The sequence below is a fragment of the Kribbella sp. NPDC104218 genome (assembly GCF_055584105.1).
The window spans coordinates 1-21,958 of sequence record NZ_JBVJMQ010000001.1; the positions used below are offsets into that span (position 1 = coordinate 1).

The following is a 21,958-nucleotide window of genomic DNA, read 5'->3' on the forward strand; positions in this document are numbered from 1 at the left end:
CCCACCCCACCCCCCCCCCCTCCCCCCCCCCCCCCACCCCCCCCCCCCCACCACCCCCCCCCCCCCCCTCCCCCCCCCCCCCCCCCCCCCCTGGCGCCGGGCCGGCCGGCCCGGCGGACCAGTGCAGCTGAGTCCGGCCGTCGGCGGCATGAGCGGCCAGCAGCGTGTCGAGCCCGTCCCAGGTGGAGGTGCTCGGCCAGGGACCACGCCAGCGCAGCGCGACCGAGCCGTCGGCCCACTCCACTCCCTCGGCCAGCGTGCCGGTGCCCCGCGGACCGGCCGCGTCGGCATGCCGCACCAGCCGGAAGAGCCGGGCCTGTCGCCGCATCGTGTTCATGTGGTGAAGGTTCGCCCACCTGCGCCCTGCCCCACCAGGTGTGAGCAGTGGGCTCCCCGAACAGCCCACACCGCCACCGAGCTGCCCACCCCAGAAGTCCACACCGGCTGACGGGCAGTGCCGCCAGTTTTGTCGGAGGGACCTTGTACTTTCCTTGGCACGCACCGCAACCACCAGGCGTACCAGCGAGCGAGCCGGAGGGCTCGCAGCACCGACGGGGGTGATCCTGTGGCCGAGACCGCAATCGAGACCCGGACCGAAACCGAAACCACGACCCGGACCGATCGGCCCGCCGACCGAGCCGCGGCGTTCGGCGCCCAGCTGCGCCGGAGCCGGCAGGCGGCCGGGCTGAGCCTGCGCCAGCTCGCCGGCCGCGTCGGGTACGACCACAGCTACCTGTCCCAGGTGGAACGCGGCCAACGCCCGGGATCGGCCGACCTGGCCCGCCGCTGCGATCGCGAGCTCGGCGCCGCCGGCCGGCTGACCGCGGCCTACGCGAGCAGCCCCGCCCGGTCCCGCGCGAAGCCTGCGCCCACCCCGCCGGCCCCGCGCCCGGGCGGCGACCCCGACCCGATGCAGTCCGCATGGGAGCGGGTCGCCGGCTCCTTCGCCGACCTCGACGAGCCGGTCCCCGATCGGCATGCGGTCCCGCCGGCGCGTCTGCTGCCCGAGCTGCTCGGCGAGCTGCGCCGGGTGGACACCTCGGTGAGCGGCTCCGAGCCGCAGGCGGCCGAGCTGTGCGCGCTGATCGCCGAGGCGCTGACCGACCTCGGCCGCGCGGCCGAGACGCGGCGATGGTGGCGGGCCGCGCGCGGTCTGGCCGCGGCGTCCGGTGTGCGCCGACTGGAGAGCCTGATGCCGATCCGCGAGGCGGTCAGCGGTCTGACCGGGCAGCGACCGGCGGCAGCCCTGCTGGAGCTGACGGAGGAGGTGCTGAAGCCGGCCGAGCCGGCGCGATCCGAGCTCCTCCTGCGCGCCCACGCCGTCCGGGCTGAGCTGTTCGTCGCCCTGGGCCGGTCGGGCGATGCCCACCTCAGCCTGCAGGCGGCGCTGCGCTCGAGCAATGAGTTGCCCTCAGCAACAACTAGTGACCTCGCCCCGTACGAGGTGCATGCGGTGGAGGGCCGGGCCTGCGTGTCGCTCGGCTACTGGGATGCGGGCTGTCTGTTCCTGCAGCGCGCGCTGATGCTCTGCCCGCCCGACCGGCTCGCGGCGCGGGCCGGTCTGCAGATGTCCATCGCCGAGTGTCTTGCGATCAGCGGCGACGGCGTACCGGCGCTCGCCCAGGCGATGCGGTCGCTCGTCGAGCTGCCCGACGAGTGGCATACCGCCTCGCTGTACGCCGCGGCCGAGCGCGTTCTCGGCACGACCCGAGCGCAGCAGCCAGAGCTGACTGCGGTCTGGAGTCTCCGGGCGTTGCTGGACCGGCGCGCGTACCAGGGCCGAAGTGTGGGCGTCAGCTCGTCGCCCGGCGACGGTTGGGGGTAGCGTGCCGGAGGTGACAGCAGAGACGACAGCGAGTGACGTGTGGAGCTTCGCGGTAGCGCGGCGGAGTGACCCGGCGAGCGCCGAGGAGCGGGCCGCCATCCTGGCCGACCCGGCCTTCGGGCAGGCGTTCACCGATCACATGGTGGTGGCCAACTGGTCGGTCGAGCAGGGCTGGTTCGATCAGCAGGTGACCGCGTTCGCGCCGCTGCGGGTGAGCCCGGCCGCCGCCGTCCTGCACTACGCGCAGGAGATCTTCGAAGGGCTGAAGGCCTATCGGCATGCTGACGGTTCGGTGTGGGCTTTCCGTCCGGAGCGGAACGCCGCCCGCTTCGCCGCGAGTGCGCAGCGGCTCGCCCTGCCGCAGGTGCCCGAAGAGGCGTTCATCGCCGCGCTGCGTGCGCTGGTCACCGTGGACGAGCCTTGGGTGCCGTCCGCGGCCGACGGCGAGACCAGCCTGTATCTGCGGCCCTACATGATCGCCACCGAAGCCGCGCTGAGCGTCCGCCCGTCGCAGGAGGTGCTCTTCGGCGTGATCGCCTCACCCGCCGGCCCGTACTTCGACACCGGTCCGCGCCCGGTGTCGATCTGGCTGACCACGTCGACCATCCGCGCCACCCCGGGCGGTACGGGCGCGGCCAAGTGCGGTGGCAACTACGCGGCCAGCCTGGCCGGGCTGGCCGAGGCCGTGGCCAACGGCTGTGAGCAGGTGGCGTTCGTCGAGGCCGTCGAGCACAAGTGGCTCGAAGAGATCGGCAGCATGAACATGTTCTTCGTGTACGCCGACGGCCGCATCGTCACTCCGGAGCTGTCCGGCTCGATCCTGGCCGGCGTCACCCGCGCCTCGGTCCTGGAGCTGGCCGCGGAGCTCGGCCACCCGGTCGAGGAGCGGCAGATCTCCGCCGACGAGTGGAAGGACGGCGTCCGCAGCGGGGAGATCACCGAAGTCTTCGCCTCCGGAACGGCCGCGGTCATCACCCCGATCGGCCGCCTGGCCTGGCCGGAGGGAGACCTCACCATCGGCGACCACTCCGTCGACCACGGCGTCGGTCCGGTCACCCAGCAGATCCGCTCCTCGTTGCTGGACCTGCAGTACGGCCGGGTGCCCGACACTCGCGGCTGGCTCACCCGGCTGGCGTAGTACCTGACTTTTGTCGCCGGGGCCGGTTAGGTTGCAGCTATGGCCGACTCCAAGGCGAAGTCCCCAGCGGTTGAGCTGGATGTGGAGGGACGGACGGTCCGGGTCTCGAACCCGGACCGGGTGTACTTCCCCGCGCGCGGCGAGACCAAGCTCGACCTGGTGCGGTACTACCTCTCCGTGAGCGAGGGCATCGTGCGCGCGCTGCGCGAGCGGCCGTGCATGATGCACCGCTTCCCCGAGGGCGTCACCGGGGAGAAGGTGCACCAGAAGCGGCTGCCGCACGGCGCGCCGTCCTGGATGGAGACCGTGCGGGTGAAGTTCCCGCGCTACAACCGGACGGCGGACGAGCTGTGCGTCACCGAGATCGCCCAGGTCGTCTGGGCCGTGCAGATGTCGACGGTCGAGTTCCACCCGTGGAACTCGCGGCGGGCCGACACCGAGCAGCCCGACGAGTGGCGGATCGACCTCGACCCGATGCCGGAGTGCCCGTTCGACCGGGTCCGCCGGGTGGCGCACGTCGTCCACGAAGTCCTCGACGACCTGGGGATGACCGGCTACCCGAAGACGTCGGGCGGCTCCGGTATCCACATCTACGTCCGCGTCGAGCCGGCGTACGGGTTCGCCGACGTCCGCCGGGCCGCGCTCGCCTTCGCGCGTGAGGTCGAGCGGCGCGCACCCGAGGACGTGACGACGACCTGGTGGCGCAAGGACCGCGACCCGAAGAAGCTCTTCGTCGACTACAACCAGAACGCCCGCGACCACACGATCGCCAGCGCCTACTCGGTCCGCGGCAACCCCGAGGCCACCGTCTCGACGCCGATCCGCTGGGACGAGATCGACGACGTCGACCCGAAGGCGTTCACGATCGCCACCGTTCCGCAGCGTTTCGCCGACCTCGGCGACCTGCACGCCGCGATCGACGACAAGTCTCATGACCTCACTCCGCTGCTGGAGTGGGCCGCCCGCGACGAGCGCGACGGCGCCGAGGAACCCCCGGAGGACTGACGCGTGCGCACGCTCGATTCAGCGGCGGCTTTCGAGCTCGCCGCCGGTCTCGCGACCGATCCGGCCCGCCGGATCCTCGGCATCACCGGCGCTCCGGCGGCGGGGAAGTCGACGTTCGCGGAGCAGCTCGTGGCGGAGCTGACGGCGGCTGGGCACCAGGTCGCGCTGGTGCCGATGGACGGCTACCACCTGGCGCAGTCCGTCCTCGAGGAGATCGGCCTGGCCGACGTGAAAGGCGCCCCGCACACCTTTGACGGGTACGGCTTCGTCGCCTTGCTCAAGAGGCTGAAGGAAGCGCCGAGCGAGCAGATCTGGGCGCCGCGTTTCGACCGCGGCATCGAGGACTCGATCGCCGCGAGTATCGGAGTAGCGCCGGAGGTCGGCCTGGTCGTGACCGAGGGCAATTACCTGTTGCTCGATGAGTTGCCCTGGGCAACTGTTCGGACGCTGCTCGACCAGTGCTGGTACGTCGACGTCCCGGAAGATCTGCGGCACGCGCGGCTCGAGGCTCGGCACCGGCAGTTCGGCCGGTCCGCCGCGGAGGCGCATGAGCGGACGTTCGGCAGCGACGAGCGCAACGCCCAGCTGATCGCGGCCACCGCGCCGGCGGCTGACGCGATCGTTCACTTGGCCTGAGTGATCCGCTCGATGAACGCTGCGACGCCGTCCAGGTAGAGCTGCAGCCCGAAGTCGAAGTCCTCCTCGCTGTCGTTCTCGAAATCGTTCACCTCGTCGAAGACACCGGCGTCCAGCACCTTGGCCAGGGCAGGTAGCTGCCGCGGGTCGACGACGCGACTCAGTGTCGCGCCGTACAGCCGGAAGGCGTCCGGATTGTCGGCGAACCCGGCCGACAGGTCGAGCGCCATCCGGATCTCGCCCTGGACGTAGGTGATCAGGCCCATCACGATGCCGACCTTGGCCTCCTCCGGCAGGCCGGTGCCGTCGAGCGCGCGGAGGGCGGAGTCGAACCAGGCGAGGTTGTTCGGCCCGGCCGGCGGGCCGGAGATCGGCAGCTTCGCGTACCAGCGGTGCCGGCGGATCGCGGTCAGCACGCCGTCGGCCCAGAACGTCAGGCCGGTCCGCCAGTCGATGTCCGCGGGGAGCGGCTCCGGCTGCTCCAGGGCGGCGTCCGACATCAGCACGAGCAGCTCGTCCTTGCTCTTCACGTGCCGGTAGAGGGCCATCGTCGAGTTGCCGAGCCGCTCGGCGATCCGGGCCATCGAGACCGCGGCGAGGTCGTTCTCCTCGTCGGCGAGCTCGATCGCGGTCCGGACGATGTCGTCCAGCGTCAGCGTCGGCTTCGGCCCACGCCGCGGGGTGTCCCGCAGGCGCCACATCAGGGCCACTTCGGCCGGCAGCTCGTTCATCACCTCAGTTTAGGGCTTGCGCATCGATACTGCGTACCTGCTACGCTAATTAGCGTATTCAATACGCAGTAAGGAGAGAATCATGATCGTCGAGGCGACCGGACTCCGGAAGTCGTACGGCGCGACCGAGGTGCTGGCCGGGGTCGACCTGGCGCTGCCTGAGGGCTCGGTGCTGGCCCTGCTCGGCCCGAACGGCGCCGGCAAGACCACCACCGTGCGCATCCTCAGCACACTGATTCGGCCGGACGCCGGTACGGCGACCGTCGCCGGGTACGACGTCGTCCGGCAGGCGGCCCAGGTGCGCGGAGTGATCAGCCTGACCGGGCAGTACGCCGCGGTCGACGAGAACCAGACCGGCCGGGAGAACCTGGCCATGGTGGGCCGGCTGATGCACCTCGGGCGACGTGGGGCGGATCGGCGTACCGGGGAGTTGCTGGAGCAGTTCGGGCTGACTGACGCGATGCACCGCCGAGTGAAGACGTACTCCGGCGGAATGCGCCGACGGCTCGACCTGGCGATGAGTCTGGTCGCACGGCCGCAGGTGATCTTTCTGGACGAGCCGACGACCGGTCTGGACCCAGCGAGCCGCTCGACGATGTGGGAGGCGATTGGGGAGCTGGTCCGGGACGGTACGACGATTCTGCTCACTACGCAGTACCTGGAAGAGGCAGATCGGCTGGCCGATCGGATCGTGCTGCTCGACCAGGGTCGGATCGTGGCTGACGGCACTGCGGACGCACTGAAGGCGCAGGTCGGCGGCGAGCGGGTTGAGCTGCAGTTCGCCTCTGAGCCGGAGGTGCGCAAAGCGACCGACGTACTGGGCGCTGTCGCGGTCGTTGGTCCGCTGCGACTCAGCGTGCCATCAGACGGTACGGCGACGCACCTGCATCACCTGTTGGATCTGCTGCGCGACAACGCCGCCGTCCCCGAGCGGGTGTCCGCACACCGTCCAACCCTGGACGACGTCTTTCTCGCACTGACGGCTTAGGAGGCTGCTCATGTCACACCACGGTGTTGCCGCCGCGCTGTCGGACACAGCGACCATGATCGACCGCAGCGTCCGCCTGGCCCGGCGGAACGTGGACACGGTGTTCGTCTCGATTCTGCTCCCGGTGCTGATGATGGCGCTGTTCGTGTACGTGTTCGGCGGTGCGATCAACACGGGGACGGAGTACATCAACTACGTCGTACCGGGCATTCTGCTGCTCACTACCGGGTACGGCGCCTCAACGACGGCGATGGCCGTTGCCGACGATATGAACAGCGGAATGATCGACCGGCTCCGGTCGCTGCCGATTCGCAGCTTCGCCGTACTGACCGGCCACGTCGCGGCCAGCGTCGCGCGGAACGCAGTGTCGACGACTCTGGTCATCCTGGCCTCTTTCGCGATGGGCTTCCGCCCGAACGCCGCCGCCGGCGACTGGCTCGCCGCCATCGGTCTCCTGCTCCTGTACGTCGTTGCGCTGTCATGGCTCGCCGCCGCACTCGGAGTCATCTCGCGGTCGGTCGAATCGGCCAGCACGCTCAGCTTCTTCATGCTGTTCCTGCCGTATCTGAGCAGTGCGTTCGTGCAACCCGACACGATGCCGTCGTGGCTGCAGCCGATTAGTGCGCATCAGCCAATCACTTATGTCGTAGAAGCGGTGCGCGGGTTTCTGACCGGTGTGCCGGTTGGAAACAGCGCGGCCTTTGCCCTCGCGTGGTGCGTTGGTCTGCTCGTCTTCTCGGTCGCGCTGGCGAGTTCGTTGTATCGGCAGCGGACTCGCCGTTGATCGCACGAAACGCACCGCTCAGCGGACAGATCGGCATCTGAGACACGTCTGGTTCGGACATGACCCCGTGCTCGCGCTACTGTCTAAGTCCCCCCCCAACGTGTGGAGGTCCCACTCCCCCCGGGACTCACACGGACAAGCGCCCCGGTCATCGACCGGGGCGCTTCGTTTTGCCGACCAGATGTCGATTTCGGCGGGTCTGATCCGACGTAGAGGTAAGAGCTACTGAGGGAGAGGGTCAGGATGAACGCCACCACCACGATGATCGTCACGATGCTCGCCGAGGGAAACCCGGTCTGGTACGTGGCAGCCATGGTCAACATGCGCAGCCACGACGTCTATCTGATCGGCGTCGCCGCGGGCTATCCGGACCGGGCGAAGCTGCGATGCGCGCTGCTGGCTGCTCGCCAGGCCGCCTAGGGTCGGGGTGTGCAGCCAGTCAGCGTTGTCGATTACCACACCGCCGGTGAGCCGTTTCGGATCGTCACGGAGGGCAGTCCGGAGATTCCGGGCGCCACTGTGGCCGCGCGGCGAGTCGTCGCGCAGTCCAGCCCAGCGATCGACGCCGTACGCCGGTTGCTGGTGAACGAGCCGCGTGGGCATGCGGACATGTACGGGTGCTTCGTCGTACCGCCGGACGACGCCGGTGCGCATTTCGGGGTGCTGTTCTGGCACAAGGACGGGTACTCGACGGCGTGCGGGCACGGGACGATCGCACTGGGCGTGTGGGCAGTGGAGAGCGGGCTGGTGCCTGCTGCGCCGGACGGCGTGACCGAGGTGGTCATCGACGTACCGTCCGGGCGAGTGACAGCCCTAGTGACCTGTGCCGGCGGCAGCGTCGTCGACGTCGCCTTTCGGAACGTCCCGTCGTACGTGCTGGCGCGTTCGCTGCCAGTGGCCGGTGCGGTCGCCGACATCAGCTACGGCGGCGCCTTCTACGCTTCGCTCCCGGCTGCCTCCGTCGGCCTGTCCGTCACCCCGGAGCACTACGCAGCCCTGATCGCCATCGGCCGCGAGATCAAGTGGGCGCTGAACGATGTCGCCGTCCACCCGACGGACCCGCGCCTGAACGGCCTCTACGGCACCATCCTGTACGACGACCTCGGTTCGACCGCCGACGGACCGCACCAGCGCAACCTGACGATCTTCGCCGACGGCCAGGCCGACCGCTCCCCCTGCGGCTCCGGCACATCTGCCCGGCTCGCACTGCTGCACGCAGACGGCCTACTGACCGCTGGACAGACGCTGCGCCACGACTCCATCGTCGGCACCACGTTCGGTGGCCGGGTGGTGCTGGACACCCTAGAAGGGGTGGTCACCGAGATCTCCGCGATGGCCTACCGCACCGGCACCGCCACGTTCTCCCTCGACCCGCGCGACCCACTCGGCACCGGGTTCACGCTGCGCTAACGTCGCCTCATGATCTTCATTACTGCGAAGTTCCGGGTGAAGCCCGAGTACGCCGAGACCTGGCCAGAGATCACCGCCGAGTTCACAGCGGCAACTCGCGCCGAGGCAGGGTGCCTCTGGTACGACTGGTCGCGGTCGCTCGACGACCCGAACGAGTACGTCCTCGTCGAGGCGTTCGCGGACGACGACGCGGCTGTCGCCCATGTGACCTCCGAGCACTTCAAGACAGCCCAGTCGCACCTGCCGCCGCACCTGGTCGAGACGCCTCGCATCGTCAACTTCAAGGTGCCGCAGGACGACTGGTCCGAACTGGGCGAGCTCGCGGTCAAGTAGTCCCCGTGCGGTTGGCAGTCGCTTCGCTAAACACGCGGGGGACTCCGCTGTTCGGGTCGCAGCTACGGGAGCGGTACGCCGCGGTTGGTGCGGCGTACGAGGCGTCTGCGGTTGAGGTGGTCAACTTCCAGGAGGTGTTGACCTACTTCCACCTCCGGCAGTTGGTACGGGCGATGCCGTCGTACCGCTTTGCCAGCTTCCGGAGGTCGCTGGCGGGCCCGGCCGGTGGGCTGCTGACGCTGTCCCGTCTGCCGGTCGTTCGAACGCGCTACTACCGCCTGTCCCATCTGAAAGGCGTGCTGGCGACAGGCCTCTCCGGAGTCACAGTGGCCAACACACATCTCCTGGCGAACCGGGACGGCGACTGGTCGGAGACCAACCGCTACTACACCGTCCATCAGACCCAGCTGGCCGCACTCGGCCGAGTAGTACCGACTCTCGAAGCACCCGTGGTCCTGTCCGGCGATTTCAACCTCGCACGGGACAGCCCGCTCTACAGCGACCTCATCCGCGCAGTCGGGCTTGTCGATGCCTTCGGGGACGACTGCCCGCCGACGTTCCACGCGGCCTACCTCCCACCAGACCGGACGCCGCACTGCATCGACTACGTGCTCGTGTCGAACTCACTGACCGTGGACGCCGCTCAACTCAACCCCAACCTCCCCTCGGACCACCTCGGGCTCGAGGTTCACATCCACTAGCTCAGCGTTTCGAGCAACGTGGTGACGTACGCATCCATCCGTTGCTGCACGACTGCCGTCGTCAGCTCCGGCCGACCGGCCTCGCGCCACGGCTTCGGAACCATCTCCAGCTCTTCCGACAGCGCCAACGCATCCCGCAACCGCCAGTAGAGCTGCTCGTTTGCAGTAGTGGCGAGTTGGCCGCCCGCCTCCTGATAGGCGTCAGCAAAGTGCAGCCCCCACTCCGGACCATGCAGCAATGCCAGATTGGTGGAGCAGTGCGCGACGTCAAGGTCAGCCGGCCCCCAGCAGACACTGGCCCAGTCCACCACCCCAGTCAGCCGGCCATCCTCGAAGAGCACGTTGCCAGGCTGAAAGTCCCGGTGCAGCAACCGCCCTTCGTACGCCGGCATCGGCGTCCGGATCACCTCGATCGCCGCCGCCCAGGCCGCGTTATCGGCGTCGGGTGGTACGACGGCAGTGTCGGCCGTCGACAGCGCCACGAAGTCCCGGATCGGTTCGCTGGGACGCACGCTGTTGATCTGCACCAACTGCCGAGCCAGCAACGGGATCCGCGCTTCCAGCCCTTCGTCGTGCAAAGCCGTCCGCCCAGGCAGATGCGTCATCAGCAACGACGGATACTCGCAGTGCGCACCCGCGGCATCGACGGCGACCAACTCCGGCGCCGGTACGTCGGTCGACGTGAGCAGCGTCATGGCACCGGCCTCAGCGGTCAGCCACTCGTCAGCGTGTGCCGCTCCGACCACGGTCCGCAGTACGAGCGCACGACTGCCCTCGGGCGTACGGATGATCAGTCTGCGCATCTCTGCGGTCAGGCCACCGTGCAGCACCTCGACGCCGGCGATCCACTCGCCGGCGGCCAAATACCGCTGCACCCAATCCATCGTCCGCGGTCGCACGGTGTCATTGGTCACCCCGCCACTCCACCATTCGCACCACACCCGCGGCGACTGGTTTTACGCTCCCCCGACAACGACGAAAGCCCGGACCAAATGGTCCGGGCTTTCGGTAGTAGCGGGGGCAGGATTTGAACCTGCGACCTCTGGGTTATGAGCCCAGCGAGCTACCGAGCTGCTCCACCCCGCGCCGCTGTCTTACGTTCGTCAGTCTAGGGGATGGCCGGTGCGCAACCAAATCGGCATCGGCTCCCCCGATCCCCGCGCAAAGCTGGCATTTAAGGTAAGGGTTACCTAATATGACCCGAGGTAGTTCGGGCGGCCGCCGGCAGCCGCCGGCTCCCGCTCCCCTGATGCAGAAAAGAAAGAGCAACCCCATGATCACGACACCCCTGAGGCGGCGCGGCGCGGCCCTGACCGCCACGGTCCTGAGCCTCGCGCTCGTCCTCACGGCCTGCGGCGGCGACGACAAGGCCGGCGACGCAGCTGGCGACAAGGCCGCCGAGACCCGGTCCATCACGGCCGGCAACGGCGCCGTCACCATCCCAGCTGCCCCGCAGCGAGTGGTCACGATCGGCAACACGGATCTGCCGTTCATCGACATGGGCGGCACGCCGGTGGGCGTCACCGGAGTCCCCGACTCCGACCTCGCCCTGTTGCCGCCGGAGCAGCGCGCGACGTGGGAGAAGGCCACGAACCTCGGTGACGAGGTGGACCTCGAGAAGGTCGCGGCGCTCAAGCCGGACCTGATCCTGGTCCAGATCCCCGACGCCGAGTTCAAGAAGATGGAGAAGCAGCTCACGACGATCGCCCCGACGGTGTTCTGGGGGCTCGACACCGAGTGGAAGGCGCTGGCCGACAGCCTCGCCGAGGCCGGTAACGTCAAGGACGCGCTCAGCAAGCAGAAGACGGACTTCGAGGCGCACGTCACCAAGATGAAGCAGACGTACGCCGACGTCATCAAGACCACCAAGTTCGTCAACCTCGACCGCTACTCGAACTCCGACCCCGGGACGTACGTCATCGGCGACATCGGCTGTGTCGAGATCGCCCAGGACGACGTCGGCCTGAACTTCCCCAAGGCGGCCGCCGGCAAGGACCCGCTGGCCTACGAGTCGCTGCCGTTCGAGCAGCTCTCGAAGCTGTCGCAGTACGACGTGATCACCTACCCGGCCGACGACAAGGGCCAGGCAACCCAGGTCTTCGCGCCGGTGGTCGAGACCAACACCTGGAAGGCGCTGCCGACCGTGACGTCGGGTCGCGCGCTCGGCGTCTTCTGCCCCGGTAACAACTCGTACGGCGCCGTCCTGCGGTACCTCGACTCGCTCGACAAGGCGCTGGCGACCCTGCCCGCCAAGAAGTGACCGCTCTCACCCTGAGCCGACCCAGCGATCCGGGCACCGTCACGGTGTCCGGATCGCGGCGTCGGGTGATCGGTCTGGTCGTCGCGCTGATCGTGCTCCTCGCCCTGCTGGTGGCGAGCATCATGATCGGCTCGACGGCCATCTCGCCCGCGGTGGTGTGGAAGGCCCTGTTCCATCCGTCGAGTGACATCGACCAGTTCGCGATCCGCGACTTCCGGCTGCCGCGCACCCTGGTCGGGCTGGTCGTCGGGACGGCGCTCGGCGTCGCGGGGGCCCTGATCCAGGCGCTGACCCGCAATCCGCTGGCCGACCCGGGCGTCCTCGGCCTGAACGCGGGCGCGTCCTTCGCGGTGACGGTCGCCATCGCGTTGCTCGGCGTCCGCGACATCCAGAGCTACATGTGGTTCGCCTTCGGCGGCACGCTGGTCGTGACGCTGATGGTGCTCGCGCTCGGGTCGACCCGGCGCGGCCAATCGCCGGTGATGATGGTGCTCGCCGGCCTCTGCGTCGGCGCGGTCCTCGGCGGCGCCGGGACGGCCCTCGAGCTGACCAACCCGGACGCCTTCGACGCGATGCGCTCCTGGAACGCCGGTTCCGTCGTCAGCCGTCCGCTCGAGCTGGTGTGGCCGATCCTGCCGTTCTTCGCGGTCGCGCTCGTCCTGGCCTTCCTGGTGTCCGGCCCGCTCAACGCGATGGCGCTCGGCGACGAGCTGGCCGTCGCCCAGGGCGTCCGCCTGGTCCGCACCCGGATCCTCGCGATCATCGCGCTGACCCTGCTCTCCGGCGGCGCCACCGCGATCGCCGGTCCGATCAGCTTCCTCGGGCTGATGGTCCCGCACGTCGCGCGCTGGATCGTCGGCCCGAACCAGCGCTGGATCTTCGCCTACAGCGTGCTGCTGGCCCCAAGTCTGCTGCTGATCTCCGACATTCTCGGGCGGGTCGTGATGCGGCCCGGCGAGATCCCCGTCGGCATCGTCACCGCCTTCGTCGGCGCCCCTGTGCTGATCGCGCTGGTGCGGCAGAAGAAGGCGAGTGGGCTGTGAGTACGCGGGTGGACTTCGGACGACGGGAGCTGGTGCTGCGGCGCCGCGGCGTCGCGGTCCGGCTCGACTGGCGCTCGGTCGTCGTCTGCTCGGCGCTCGTGCTGGCGATCGCCGGTGTCGCGGTGCTCGCGCTGATGACCGGCTCGTACCAACTCACCCCAGGAGAGGTGCTCTCCGCGCTGACCGGCGGGACGACGGGGCTCGTCCGCGACATCGTGGTCGAGTGGCGGCTGCCGCGGGTGGCCGCGGCGCTGGTGTTCGGCGCCGCGTTGGGGGTGAGCGGCGCGGTCTTCCAGTCGACGCTGCGCAACCCGCTCGCCGACCCCGGCGTCATCGGCTTCTCCCAAGGCTCCTACACCGGCGCGCTGATCGTCATCCTCGTTGTCAACGGCACCTACTGGCAGCTGGTCGGCGGAGCGCTGATCGGCGGGATCGCCACCGCCTTCGCCGTGTACCTGCTCGCCTACCGGCGAGGTGTCCAGGGGTTCCGCCTGATCGTCGTCGGTATCGCGATCTCGGCGATGCTCGGCTCGACCAACACCTGGCTGATCCTCAAAGCCGATCTGGACCAGGCGATGGCCGCCGCGACCTGGGGCGCCGGCTCGCTCAACGGCGTCTCCTGGAGCCAGGTCGCCTTCGGCGGCGCCTGCATCGCCGTCCTCCTGCTGCTGGCGGCAATGTTGAGCCGGCCCATGCGGCAGCTGGAGCTGGGCGATGACGCGGCCGCTGCCCAGGGCGTGCGAGTCGCACCGGCCCGCCTCGGGCTGATCGTGCTCGGAGTGGCGCTGATGGCGACCGTCACCGCCGCGTCGGGCCCGATCGCGTTCATCTCCCTGGTCGCTCCGCAGATCGGACGCCGACTCACGCGCAGCGCGGGGATCACCCTGGCGCCCGCCGCCCTGATCGGCGCGCTGCTCTGCCTGACGGCCGACTACATCGCCCAGCACATCGCTCCAACCCCGTTGCCGGTCGGCATCATCACCGTCATCCTCGGCGGTGGGTACCTCGGCTGGCTGCTGATCACCGAAGCCAGGAGACGCCTGTGAGCACCGACACCACCAGAAGCACCGGTCTGGCGGCAGCCGAGGGCGCACCCGCCTCCAGCGGTTCCCGGCTCCACGTGGAGTCGGCGACGATCGGCTACGACAAACGCGTCATCTCCCGCGAGCTGTCGGTGGCGATCCCCGACGAGTCGTTCACGGTGATCGTGGGGCCGAACGCGTGCGGTAAGTCCACACTGCTCCGCGGGCTGTCCCGGCTGCTGAAACCGTCGGCCGGGCAGGTCGTTCTCGACGGCGCCGACATCAACTCCTTCAAGACCAAGGAGGTGGCGCGGCGGGTCGGGCTGCTGCCGCAGACCTCCATCGCTCCCGACGGCATCACCGTGGCCGACCTGGTGGCCCGGGGCCGGTACCCGCATCAGGGGTTCGCCCGGCAGTGGACCGAGGCCGACGAGCAGGCCGTGCTGCGGGCGATGCACCAGACCTCGGTCACCGAACTGTCCAGCCGCCTGGTGGACGAGTTGTCAGGTGGTCAGCGCCAGCGGGTGTGGGTCGCGATGGCGCTCGCGCAGCACACCGACATCATGCTGCTCGACGAGCCGACCACCTTCCTCGACATCACCCATCAGATCGAGCTGATGGAGCTGTTCACCGACCTGCACGACGTCGGACACACTCTGGTCGCCGTCCTGCACGACCTGAATCACGCCGCCCGCTACGCCACGCACCTGATCGCCATGAAGGACGGCCGAGTCGTCGCCGAAGGCCCGCCGGTCGAGATCGTCACCGCCGACCTCGTCCACGAGGTGTTCGGACTGCGCTGCCTCGTCGTCCCGGATCCGGTCGCCGGTACGCCGTCCGTCGTCCCGCTGGGCCGCGAACGCCCGTCGAAAATCCGGAAAGGTGAGGGTGCTCCCGTTGACGGCTCTTGATCGGCTGGACCTGACCGCGAGCCAGCGAGGCAACTGGGTCGCGCGGAGCCTGGCTCCCGAGTCCTCGGTGTTCTGCGCGGGCCGGCTGATCTGGCTGGACGGCCCCATCGACCCGGTCGTGCTCGCGTCCTCGATCAGTACCGTCTTCGCCGAGACCGACACGCTCCAGGCCCGTTTCGGCAGCGACGAGGACGGCGTCCCGTTCCAGTACGTCGACGCCGCCACGACGCTCTCGACCGAGATCATCGACGCCGGTCACGACGACGAGCAGATCCGGGTCCTGGCCCGCGAACAACTCGACCGGACGGCGGCCGCCGGGGAGCCGGCGACCAGCTCGACGCTGATCCGCCGCGCGGACGGGAGCTGGGCGTGGGTCCTGGTCACCAGCATCCTGCTCGTCGACGGCTACAGCATCTTCCTCTTCATCCGCCGCGTCGCTGACGTCTACTCCGCGATCCAAGCCGGTGAGCCGATCCCGGACCGCTGGTTCGGCGACTTGACAACCGTCCTGGACGCCGAGCGGCACGACGCCACCGCCGCGGCGGCAGACGTCGCGTACTGGAGCGGCGTCCTCGAAATCGAGAGCGCCGGTGGCGAGAGCGCGTCGGACGTCGCCGGGCTGTTCGCCTCCTCCAGCCGGCCGGTCGCCGTCCCGATCCCGGACGACCTCTATCCGCGGGTGCAGCAGTTCGCCCGCGCCGCGCGGGTGTCCTGGACCGACGCTCTGATCGCTTTGTGGGGCGTCTACACCGCGCTGGCCGACGGTCGTGACTTCGTCGCCGTCCGGGTGCCGCTGATGCTGCGCGACGATCGCGAGGCGCTGAAGACGCCGAGCGCGATCTCCAGAGCGATCCCGATCGTCACCGAGCTCAGCCCGCACACCACCTTCGAGAACATTCTCGCGATCGTCGCCGGCCAGTTGAAGACGTCCCGGCAGCACACGACCGCCGAAGACCATCAGATCGCCCGCGCCTGGCCGGGCGGCCAGGCGTCCTATCTCGCGTTGCCGACGATCAACATCAAGCTCTTCGAGTCGACGCCGCAGCTGGGCGACACCGGCGTGACCACCGAGCGGGTCAGCAGCGGCCCGGTCGGATCACTCGACCTCGTCATCCACCGCAGCCGGGACGCCGGAGTCCGGCTGGAGCTGTCCGCCGGATCCGCCGTCGGCGATCCGCTCGTGCACGCCGACCAGCTCGGCCGCTTCCTCGACGCTGTCCTCGACGGCGCCCCCACCCAGACCCTGCACCATTGGCGGACCGGCTTCACGCCCGCCGCCGACGGCCCGGATCCGTCCTGGGCGCAGGGCGAAGCGCTCGACGTCCCCAGCGCGACTGTCGACGAGCTGGTGCGCCGACAGGTAGCCGCGACCCTAGACCGGGTCGCACTCACCACTGCTGACGACAGCGTCCGGCTGACCTACGGCGAGTTCGACACGCGAGTGAATGCGCTGGCCCAGCTCCTGGTCGATCAGGGCGTCCGGGTCGGGGATCGGGTCGCCGTCGCGATGACGCGTTCGGTCGACCTGGTGGTCGCGCTGGCCGGTGTACTGCGCGCCGGAGCGGCGTACGTGCCAATCGATCCGGAGTACCCCGCGGAACGCATCGACCACATCGTCCACGACGCCGCACCCGCTGTGGTGATCACCGACCAGTACCTCGCCGAGGCGCAGCAGCGCCTGGCCAAGGGCGCAAGCACCGCTCCCGATCTGGACCGGCCGCTGACCGACCTCGACGCCGCCGTCGTCATCTTCACCTCCGGCACGACGGGCACCCCGAAGGGCGTCGTCCTCTCCCACCGCGCGCTCGCGAACCGCCTGGCGTGGGGTCAACGCATGCTGGACTACGGACCGGACGACGTCGCGCTGTCGAAGAGCGGCGTCGGATTCGTCGACGCCGTCACCGAGCTGTTCGGGCCCTTGATCGCCGGCACCCCGACCGTCGTCGTCCCGACCGAAACCGCCCAAGACCCGGCCGCGCTGCTCGACACGATCGCCCGGCACCGCGTCACCCACCTGCTGACCGTGCCCAGCCTCGCCGACGTCCTCGTCCGCCACGACGACGTGCAGACAGCGTTGGCCACGGTCCGGCACTGGATCTCCTCCGGCGAACCACTCACCCAAGTCAGCGCGGACGCGATGCGAACCGCTGCACCACAAGCCGAACACCACAACTTCTACGGCTCCACCGAAGTGACCGGCGATGCCACCGCCGGCCCCCTCGAAATCGGCGCCCCGGTCGCGAACACCACCGCCCACGTCCTCGACGCGTGGTTGTGCCCGGTCCCAGCCGGAGCAACAGGTGAGCTCTACCTCAGCGGCGTCCAACTCGCCGACGGCTACATCGCCAACCCGGCCCGCACCGCTCAACGCTTCGTCGCCGGCGCGGACGGCGCCCGGCTCTACCGCACCGGCGACCTCGTGCGATGGAACGCCCAAGGCCGACTGGAGTACCTCGGCCGCAGCGACGACCAAGTCAAGATCCGCGGAAACCGCATCGAGCCGGCCGAGATCCGTGCGGTCCTCGAACAACACCCAGCGGTGTCGGGTGCGGCCGTCGTCGCCCTGGACCACCCTGCCGGCGGCAAGTACCTCGCTGCCTACGTCATCGGGGACGAGGCGCCGGCCGACGAGTTGCGCGAGCACCTCGCCCGATCGCTCCCGGACTACATGGTCCCCACGACCTTCACCCGCCTGGACCGATTCCCCGTTACCCCCAACGGAAAACTGGACCGCCGCGCCCTCCCGCAACCAGATCTCACCGAGGGCGCCGCCGAGGGCCGGCCGCCGCGAACCGGCACCGAGATCACCCTCGCCGGGATCTTCCGCGACGTCCTGCACCTGGACGCCGACCTCGGCATCGACAGCGACTTCTTCCGCCTCGGCGGCCACTCACTCCTCGCCGCGCGAGTCGTCGCCCGCGCCAACGCACAACTCGGCGCCGCACTCACCCTTCGCGATGTCTTCGACCACCCCCGCATCAGCGACCTCGCCCACCTCGCCGACACCAGCACCGGAACCACCGCGCCGCGAATCGGCGAGCTACCACGTCCGGCCGTCCTCCCCGTCTCCTACGGGCAACGAGCGCTCTGGCTGATCAATCAGCTGGGCGCACCGGGTGCGGGGTACGTCGTGCCGGTAGTCCTGCGGTTGCGCGGCGAACTGGACCCGGACGCCCTGACCACGGCGGTCCGGGACGTCGTGTCTCGGCACGAGGCGCTGCGCACGCTCCTGGTCGAGAGGGACGGGACTCCGACTCAGGTCGTCGTACCAGCCCAGGAGGCGGCCGACCGGTTCTCGCTGCTCGTCGAGGACGACGTCACGAGCGTGGATGCGCGGGTGAGCGCGATCGTCCGGGCCGGGTTCGATCTGGCGGTCGACCTCCCGATCCGGGTCGCGCTGCTCCGCGCCGACGATGCCGACTGGGTCTTCGTCATCGCGGTCCATCACCATGCGGTGGACGAATGGTCGTTCCCATCGTTGCTGGGCGATCTGTCGACGGCCTATCAGGCGCGGGCCGCGGGCCAGGAGCCGAGCTGGACGCCGCTACCGGCGCAGTACGCGGACTACGCGATCTGGCAACGCGACGTCCTGGGCGCGGCCTCCGATCCGCAATCAGCACTGTTCAGGCATCTCGCCTATTGGCGTGACGCCCTCGCGGATGCACCCGAGGAATCGACGATCACGCTGGACCGGCCCCGACCGGTCGCCCCGACCCACCGCGGCGCGGATCTGCGCTTCAGCATCGATCCCCAGGTGGTCACCGGCCTGCGGCAGGTTGCGGATGCGCAGGGCGTGACGATGTTCATGACTCTGCAGGCCGCGACCGCGTTGACCGTCTCGGCGCTGGGCGCCGGTCCGGATGTGCTGATCGGCTCGCCGGTCGGCGGGCGGACCGAGGACGGCCTGGAGGCGCTGGTCGGCTACTTCGTGAACACGCTGCCGGTCCGCCATCGGCTCCACGCCGGGCAGTCGATCGCCGAGGTTCTGCAGCACACGAGACGATCGGTGCTCGGCGGATTCGAGCATCAGGCCGCGCCCTTCGAGGAGATCATCCGCGCGCTGGGCACCGGTCGATCCATCGGCCGGAACCCGCTGTTCCAGACCATGCTCACCCACCGCGTCGTCGGCAGCGGCCGGGCGAACAGCCTGCGCCTCGACGGTGTCGAGACGACGGCGACTCCCGCGTCGGTCGGCGCGGTCAAGACCGATCTCGACCTCGACATCTTCGACTCTCCCACCGAGCTGAACGGGAAACTCGCGTACGCGACCGACCTGTTCGACGACACCACCGCGGAGCGGTTCGTCGCCGTCTTCAAGTCGGTGCTGGCGGCAATCACTTCGGATCCCACGCAGCGGGTCGGTGAGCTGGATCTGTTGCCTGCCTCGGAGTTGCGGCAACTCGACGCCTGGTCGCGCGGTGCGCTGGTCGAGCTCCCCGAAACGACTCTCGACGAGCTGGTACGCCGGCAGGCCGCGGCGAGCCCGGACGCCGTCGCCGTCATCGCCGACGACGGCAGCGAACTCACCTACCGCCAGTTCGATGCCCGGGTCAACGCTCTCGCGCATCGACTCGTCGCGGACGGCGTACAGGTCGGAGATCGGGTCGCGGTCGCGCTACCGCGTTCGGCCGATCTGGTCGTCGCGCTGGCCGGGGTGGTTCGGGCCGGCGCCGCGTACGTACCGATCGACCCCGACTATCCCGCCGAGCGCGTCAAACACATCCTTGCGGACGCCGAGCCCCGCGTGGTGCTCACCGACCAGCATCTAGCCGATCTCGGCACCGGGACGATCGACCCACCACACCTCACCCGTCCGCTGCGCCCGACGGATGCGGCGTACGTGATCTTCACCTCCGGCACCACCGGACGCCCCAAGGGCGTTCAGGTCAACCACCAGGCGATCGTCAACCGCCTGAGCTGGATGCGCGACGACTACCAGATCGGTGCGACGGATCGGGTGCTGTTGAAGACGCCGTTCACGTTCGACGTGTCGGTGTGGGAGTTCTTCCTGCCGCTGATCACCGGAGCCGTGGTGGTCGTGGCCCAGGACGGCGGGCACAAGGATCCGCAGTACCTGCTCGAAGTGATCGATCGTCAGGCCGTAACCGTCACGCACTTCGTGCCGTCGATGCTGCAGGCCTTCCTCACCTCGACCCCGGACCGGACGTCGGTGGCTTCGGTACGCCGGGTGTTCTGCTCGGGTGAAGCACTTCCCGTATCGACCGCTGCCGGCGCCGTTGAGCTGTTCGCGAACGCCGAGCTGCACAACCTCTACGGGCCGACCGAAGCGGCCGTGGACGTGACCGCGCACCCGGTGGTTCAGCCTGATGCCGCCGGAGTACCGATCGGTGTCCCAGTGGCGAACACGACGACGCGAGTCCTGGATACCTGGTTGCGCCCGGTGCCGGTGGGTGTGGCCGGTGAGCTCTACCTGGGCGGCGTCCAACTCGCGGATGGGTACGTCGCCCGGTCGGGCCTGACCGCGGACCGATTCGTGGCGGATCCGTTCAGCACCGACGGCGCGCGGTTGTATCGCACGGGCGACGTCGTCCAGTGGGACGCCCAGGGACAGTTGGAGTACCTCGGCCGCGGCGACGACCAGGTGAAGATCCGCGGGAACCGGATCGAGCTCGGCGAGATCAGCGCAGTCCTCGAACAGCATTCCGCCGTAGCGGGGGCGGCCGTCGTCGCGCTGGACAACCCGGCCGGCGGCAGGTACCTCGCGGCCTACCTGACTGGCGACGCCGTACCGGCCGACGAACTGCGCGAACACCTCGCCCAATCGCTGCCGGACTACATGGTCCCGACGACCTTCACCCACCTGGACGAATTTCCCGTTACTGCCAACGGGAAACTGGACCGCCGCGCATTGCCGCAACCGGATCTGGCGGCCGGCGCGACCGACGGCCGACCGCCCGAGACCGACACCGAGCTCGCCCTCGCCGACATCTTCCGCGCGGTACTGCACCTCGACACCGAGCTCAGCGTGGACGACGACTTCTTCCGCCTCGGCGGCGACAGTATTTCCGCGGCCCGAATCGTTGCCTCCGCACGTGAGCACGATCTGACTTTCAAACTGTCGGACGTGTTCGCACAGCGCACGATCGGTGCGCTCGCCCAGCTGTTAACGCACGATGCCGTGCCGGTCGAGCCGATACTGGTCCCGACGTCCGCTGCCCTCGAGCGCCTACGCGAGGCGGACCCCGCACCCAGCGAGTACGTCTTCACCGAGCTCATCACCCTGCCCGCTGAGTCGACGAGCGAGTCGATCGACGCGGCGTTCCGCGCACTAGTCGCCACCACGGACGCACTTCGCCTTTCGGTAGACGCGAGCAGCCGGCGGCTCTGGTTCACCCATCTCCTCCCCGCCGAGACAGTCCAGCCGCAGATCGTGGAGTTGGCGGACGTCGACGCCCTCAGGCCGGCCGCCGTCGAGCTCATCGACCTCACGGCCGGTCGCCCAGTGGCCCTCGCGCACACGCGGACGGACGCCGTCCTCGCCGTCCACGCGGCAGTCGTCGACCGTGCCTCGCTGCACCGGTTGGCGGCGGCATTGCAGCGACCCGAGTCTCAGCCGTCGGCACTCGTTCCCGCGCTCGAAGCCATCGAGGCAGCCGGCGAGGCGACTGCCACCGACGATCTGGATCGTTGGAAGGGCCTACTGGCCCAAGCACAGACAGTCGACGAATCCGCCTTCACAGCAGCCACCGCGGCCACCATCCGCTGGGACGGCGAGCTCACCGAGGACGTCGTCCGCAAAGCCATCCGCAGCGCGTTGCACACCTCAGGAATCGCACCGCTGGTCGACGAAGAGGTCCCGCTGATCCCCGGCACCACGCCGATCGGTCCGTTCACCGCGACCACCGCCATCGCACTCGACGGAACCGAGCCGACCCCGACCCCCGAGCTGGCCCTCCTGCGCTACCACAACAAGGCCGGCCGCCGAGCCCTGCGACGCGGTCCCTCCCCCGCCGTGCTCATCACCCGGGTCTACGGGCCGGACCTGCCGCCAACCCCCGAGGGTGCCGAGCAGCTGTACCGCGCCGTGATCCGGTATCGCATCACCCCGGATGCGACGACAGTCACTCTTCTCGGGTTCGCGGAACAGGCAGCCGCCGCACTGCGCGAGACTCTAGGTCAACAACGTCAATTTCAGTTCTGAGGAGTCGCC

17 protein-coding genes and 1 tRNA gene are annotated in these 21,958 nt (G+C 69.4%); 15 read left to right on the forward strand and 3 right to left on the reverse strand.

What is annotated here, in order from left to right; translation table 11 throughout:
* Positions 1-565 precede the first annotated feature (565 nt).
* Genes ACZ6ZD_RS00005 through ACZ6ZD_RS00020 form a run of 4 tightly spaced genes read left to right on the forward strand, consistent with a single transcriptional unit; the run spans position 566 to position 4,604 of the window.
* Positions 566-1,825: a helix-turn-helix domain-containing protein gene (locus ACZ6ZD_RS00005; protein ID WP_465666678.1), complete on the forward strand. Its 1,260-nt coding sequence runs from the start codon at positions 566-568 to the stop codon at positions 1,823-1,825.
* A 10-nt stretch (positions 1,826-1,835) separates the two neighbouring features.
* The gene (locus tag ACZ6ZD_RS00010) at positions 1,836-2,963 is read left to right on the forward strand and encodes a branched-chain amino acid aminotransferase (RefSeq protein WP_465666680.1); all 1,128 of its coding nucleotides are present in this window, start codon (positions 1,836-1,838) and stop codon (positions 2,961-2,963) included.
* A 39-nt stretch (positions 2,964-3,002) separates the two neighbouring features.
* Complete coding sequence (ligD, locus tag ACZ6ZD_RS00015; protein ID WP_465666682.1) at positions 3,003-3,968, forward strand: non-homologous end-joining DNA ligase; 966 nt, start codon at positions 3,003-3,005, stop codon at positions 3,966-3,968.
* 3 nt (positions 3,969-3,971) lie between these two features.
* On the forward strand, positions 3,972-4,604 hold the full coding sequence (locus ACZ6ZD_RS00020) for a nucleoside/nucleotide kinase family protein (RefSeq protein WP_465666684.1): 633 nt from the start codon (positions 3,972-3,974) through the stop codon (positions 4,602-4,604).
* Here ACZ6ZD_RS00020 and ACZ6ZD_RS00025 read toward each other — a convergent pair.
* Positions 4,592-5,335, reverse strand: coding sequence for a TetR/AcrR family transcriptional regulator (locus ACZ6ZD_RS00025; RefSeq protein ID WP_465666686.1), 744 nt, complete (start codon positions 5,333-5,335; stop codon positions 4,592-4,594). The genes ACZ6ZD_RS00020 and ACZ6ZD_RS00025 overlap by 13 nt on opposite strands.
* Before the next feature lie 82 nt (positions 5,336-5,417).
* On the opposite strand from ACZ6ZD_RS00025, the gene ACZ6ZD_RS00030 reads away from it, so the two are divergent.
* The 6 genes from ACZ6ZD_RS00030 (at position 5,418) to ACZ6ZD_RS00055 (ending at position 9,551) form a co-directional block, all read left to right on the forward strand.
* Positions 5,418-6,323 (forward strand): ATP-binding cassette domain-containing protein, encoded by a 906-nt coding sequence (locus ACZ6ZD_RS00030; protein ID WP_465666688.1) that lies wholly within the window; start codon positions 5,418-5,420, stop codon positions 6,321-6,323.
* 10 nt (positions 6,324-6,333) lie between these two features.
* Positions 6,334-7,107, forward strand: a complete 774-nt coding sequence (locus tag ACZ6ZD_RS00035; protein ID WP_465666689.1) for an ABC transporter permease — start codon at positions 6,334-6,336, stop codon at positions 7,105-7,107.
* A gap of 243 nt (positions 7,108-7,350) precedes the next feature.
* Positions 7,351-7,527, forward strand: a complete 177-nt coding sequence (locus tag ACZ6ZD_RS00040) for a hypothetical protein (protein ID WP_465666691.1) — start codon at positions 7,351-7,353, stop codon at positions 7,525-7,527.
* A gap of 9 nt (positions 7,528-7,536) precedes the next feature.
* Entirely contained in the window at positions 7,537-8,517 is a 981-nt protein-coding gene (locus ACZ6ZD_RS00045; protein ID WP_465666693.1) for a proline racemase family protein, read from the forward strand.
* A 9-nt stretch (positions 8,518-8,526) separates the two neighbouring features.
* Entirely contained in the window at positions 8,527-8,850 is a 324-nt protein-coding gene (locus ACZ6ZD_RS00050; protein WP_465666695.1) for a putative quinol monooxygenase, read from the forward strand.
* 5 nt (positions 8,851-8,855) lie between these two features.
* Positions 8,856-9,551 (forward strand): endonuclease/exonuclease/phosphatase family protein, encoded by a 696-nt coding sequence (locus tag ACZ6ZD_RS00055; protein WP_465666697.1) that lies wholly within the window; start codon positions 8,856-8,858, stop codon positions 9,549-9,551.
* Here ACZ6ZD_RS00055 and ACZ6ZD_RS00060 read toward each other — a convergent pair.
* Together ACZ6ZD_RS00060 and ACZ6ZD_RS00065 are read right to left on the reverse strand one after the other, a co-directional pair.
* Entirely contained in the window at positions 9,548-10,465 is a 918-nt protein-coding gene (locus ACZ6ZD_RS00060; RefSeq protein WP_465666699.1) for a phosphotransferase family protein, read from the reverse strand. The genes ACZ6ZD_RS00055 and ACZ6ZD_RS00060 overlap by 4 nt on opposite strands.
* Positions 10,466-10,563: 98 nt before the next feature.
* Positions 10,564-10,637, reverse strand: a tRNA-Met gene (locus ACZ6ZD_RS00065).
* A 187-nt stretch (positions 10,638-10,824) separates the two neighbouring features.
* Here ACZ6ZD_RS00065 and ACZ6ZD_RS00070 point away from each other — a divergent pair.
* From ACZ6ZD_RS00070 to ACZ6ZD_RS00090, 5 genes are read left to right on the forward strand one after another with little or no spacing between them, the layout of a single operon-like run.
* Positions 10,825-11,811: an ABC transporter substrate-binding protein gene (locus ACZ6ZD_RS00070; protein WP_465666701.1), complete on the forward strand. Its 987-nt coding sequence runs from the start codon at positions 10,825-10,827 to the stop codon at positions 11,809-11,811.
* On the forward strand, positions 11,808-12,854 hold the full coding sequence (locus ACZ6ZD_RS00075) for a FecCD family ABC transporter permease (protein WP_465666703.1): 1,047 nt from the start codon (positions 11,808-11,810) through the stop codon (positions 12,852-12,854). The genes ACZ6ZD_RS00070 and ACZ6ZD_RS00075 overlap by 4 nt, the downstream gene beginning before the upstream one ends.
* Positions 12,851-13,900: a FecCD family ABC transporter permease gene (locus ACZ6ZD_RS00080; RefSeq protein ID WP_465666705.1), complete on the forward strand. Its 1,050-nt coding sequence runs from the start codon at positions 12,851-12,853 to the stop codon at positions 13,898-13,900. Before ACZ6ZD_RS00075 ends, ACZ6ZD_RS00080 begins: the two co-directional genes overlap by 4 nt.
* Entirely contained in the window at positions 13,897-14,787 is an 891-nt protein-coding gene (locus tag ACZ6ZD_RS00085; RefSeq protein ID WP_465666707.1) for an ABC transporter ATP-binding protein, read from the forward strand. Before ACZ6ZD_RS00080 ends, ACZ6ZD_RS00085 begins: the two co-directional genes overlap by 4 nt.
* Complete coding sequence (locus tag ACZ6ZD_RS00090; RefSeq protein ID WP_465666709.1) at positions 14,774-21,949, forward strand: amino acid adenylation domain-containing protein; 7,176 nt, start codon at positions 14,774-14,776, stop codon at positions 21,947-21,949. The genes ACZ6ZD_RS00085 and ACZ6ZD_RS00090 overlap by 14 nt, the downstream gene beginning before the upstream one ends.
* The last annotated feature ends 9 nt before the right edge of the window (positions 21,950-21,958 follow it).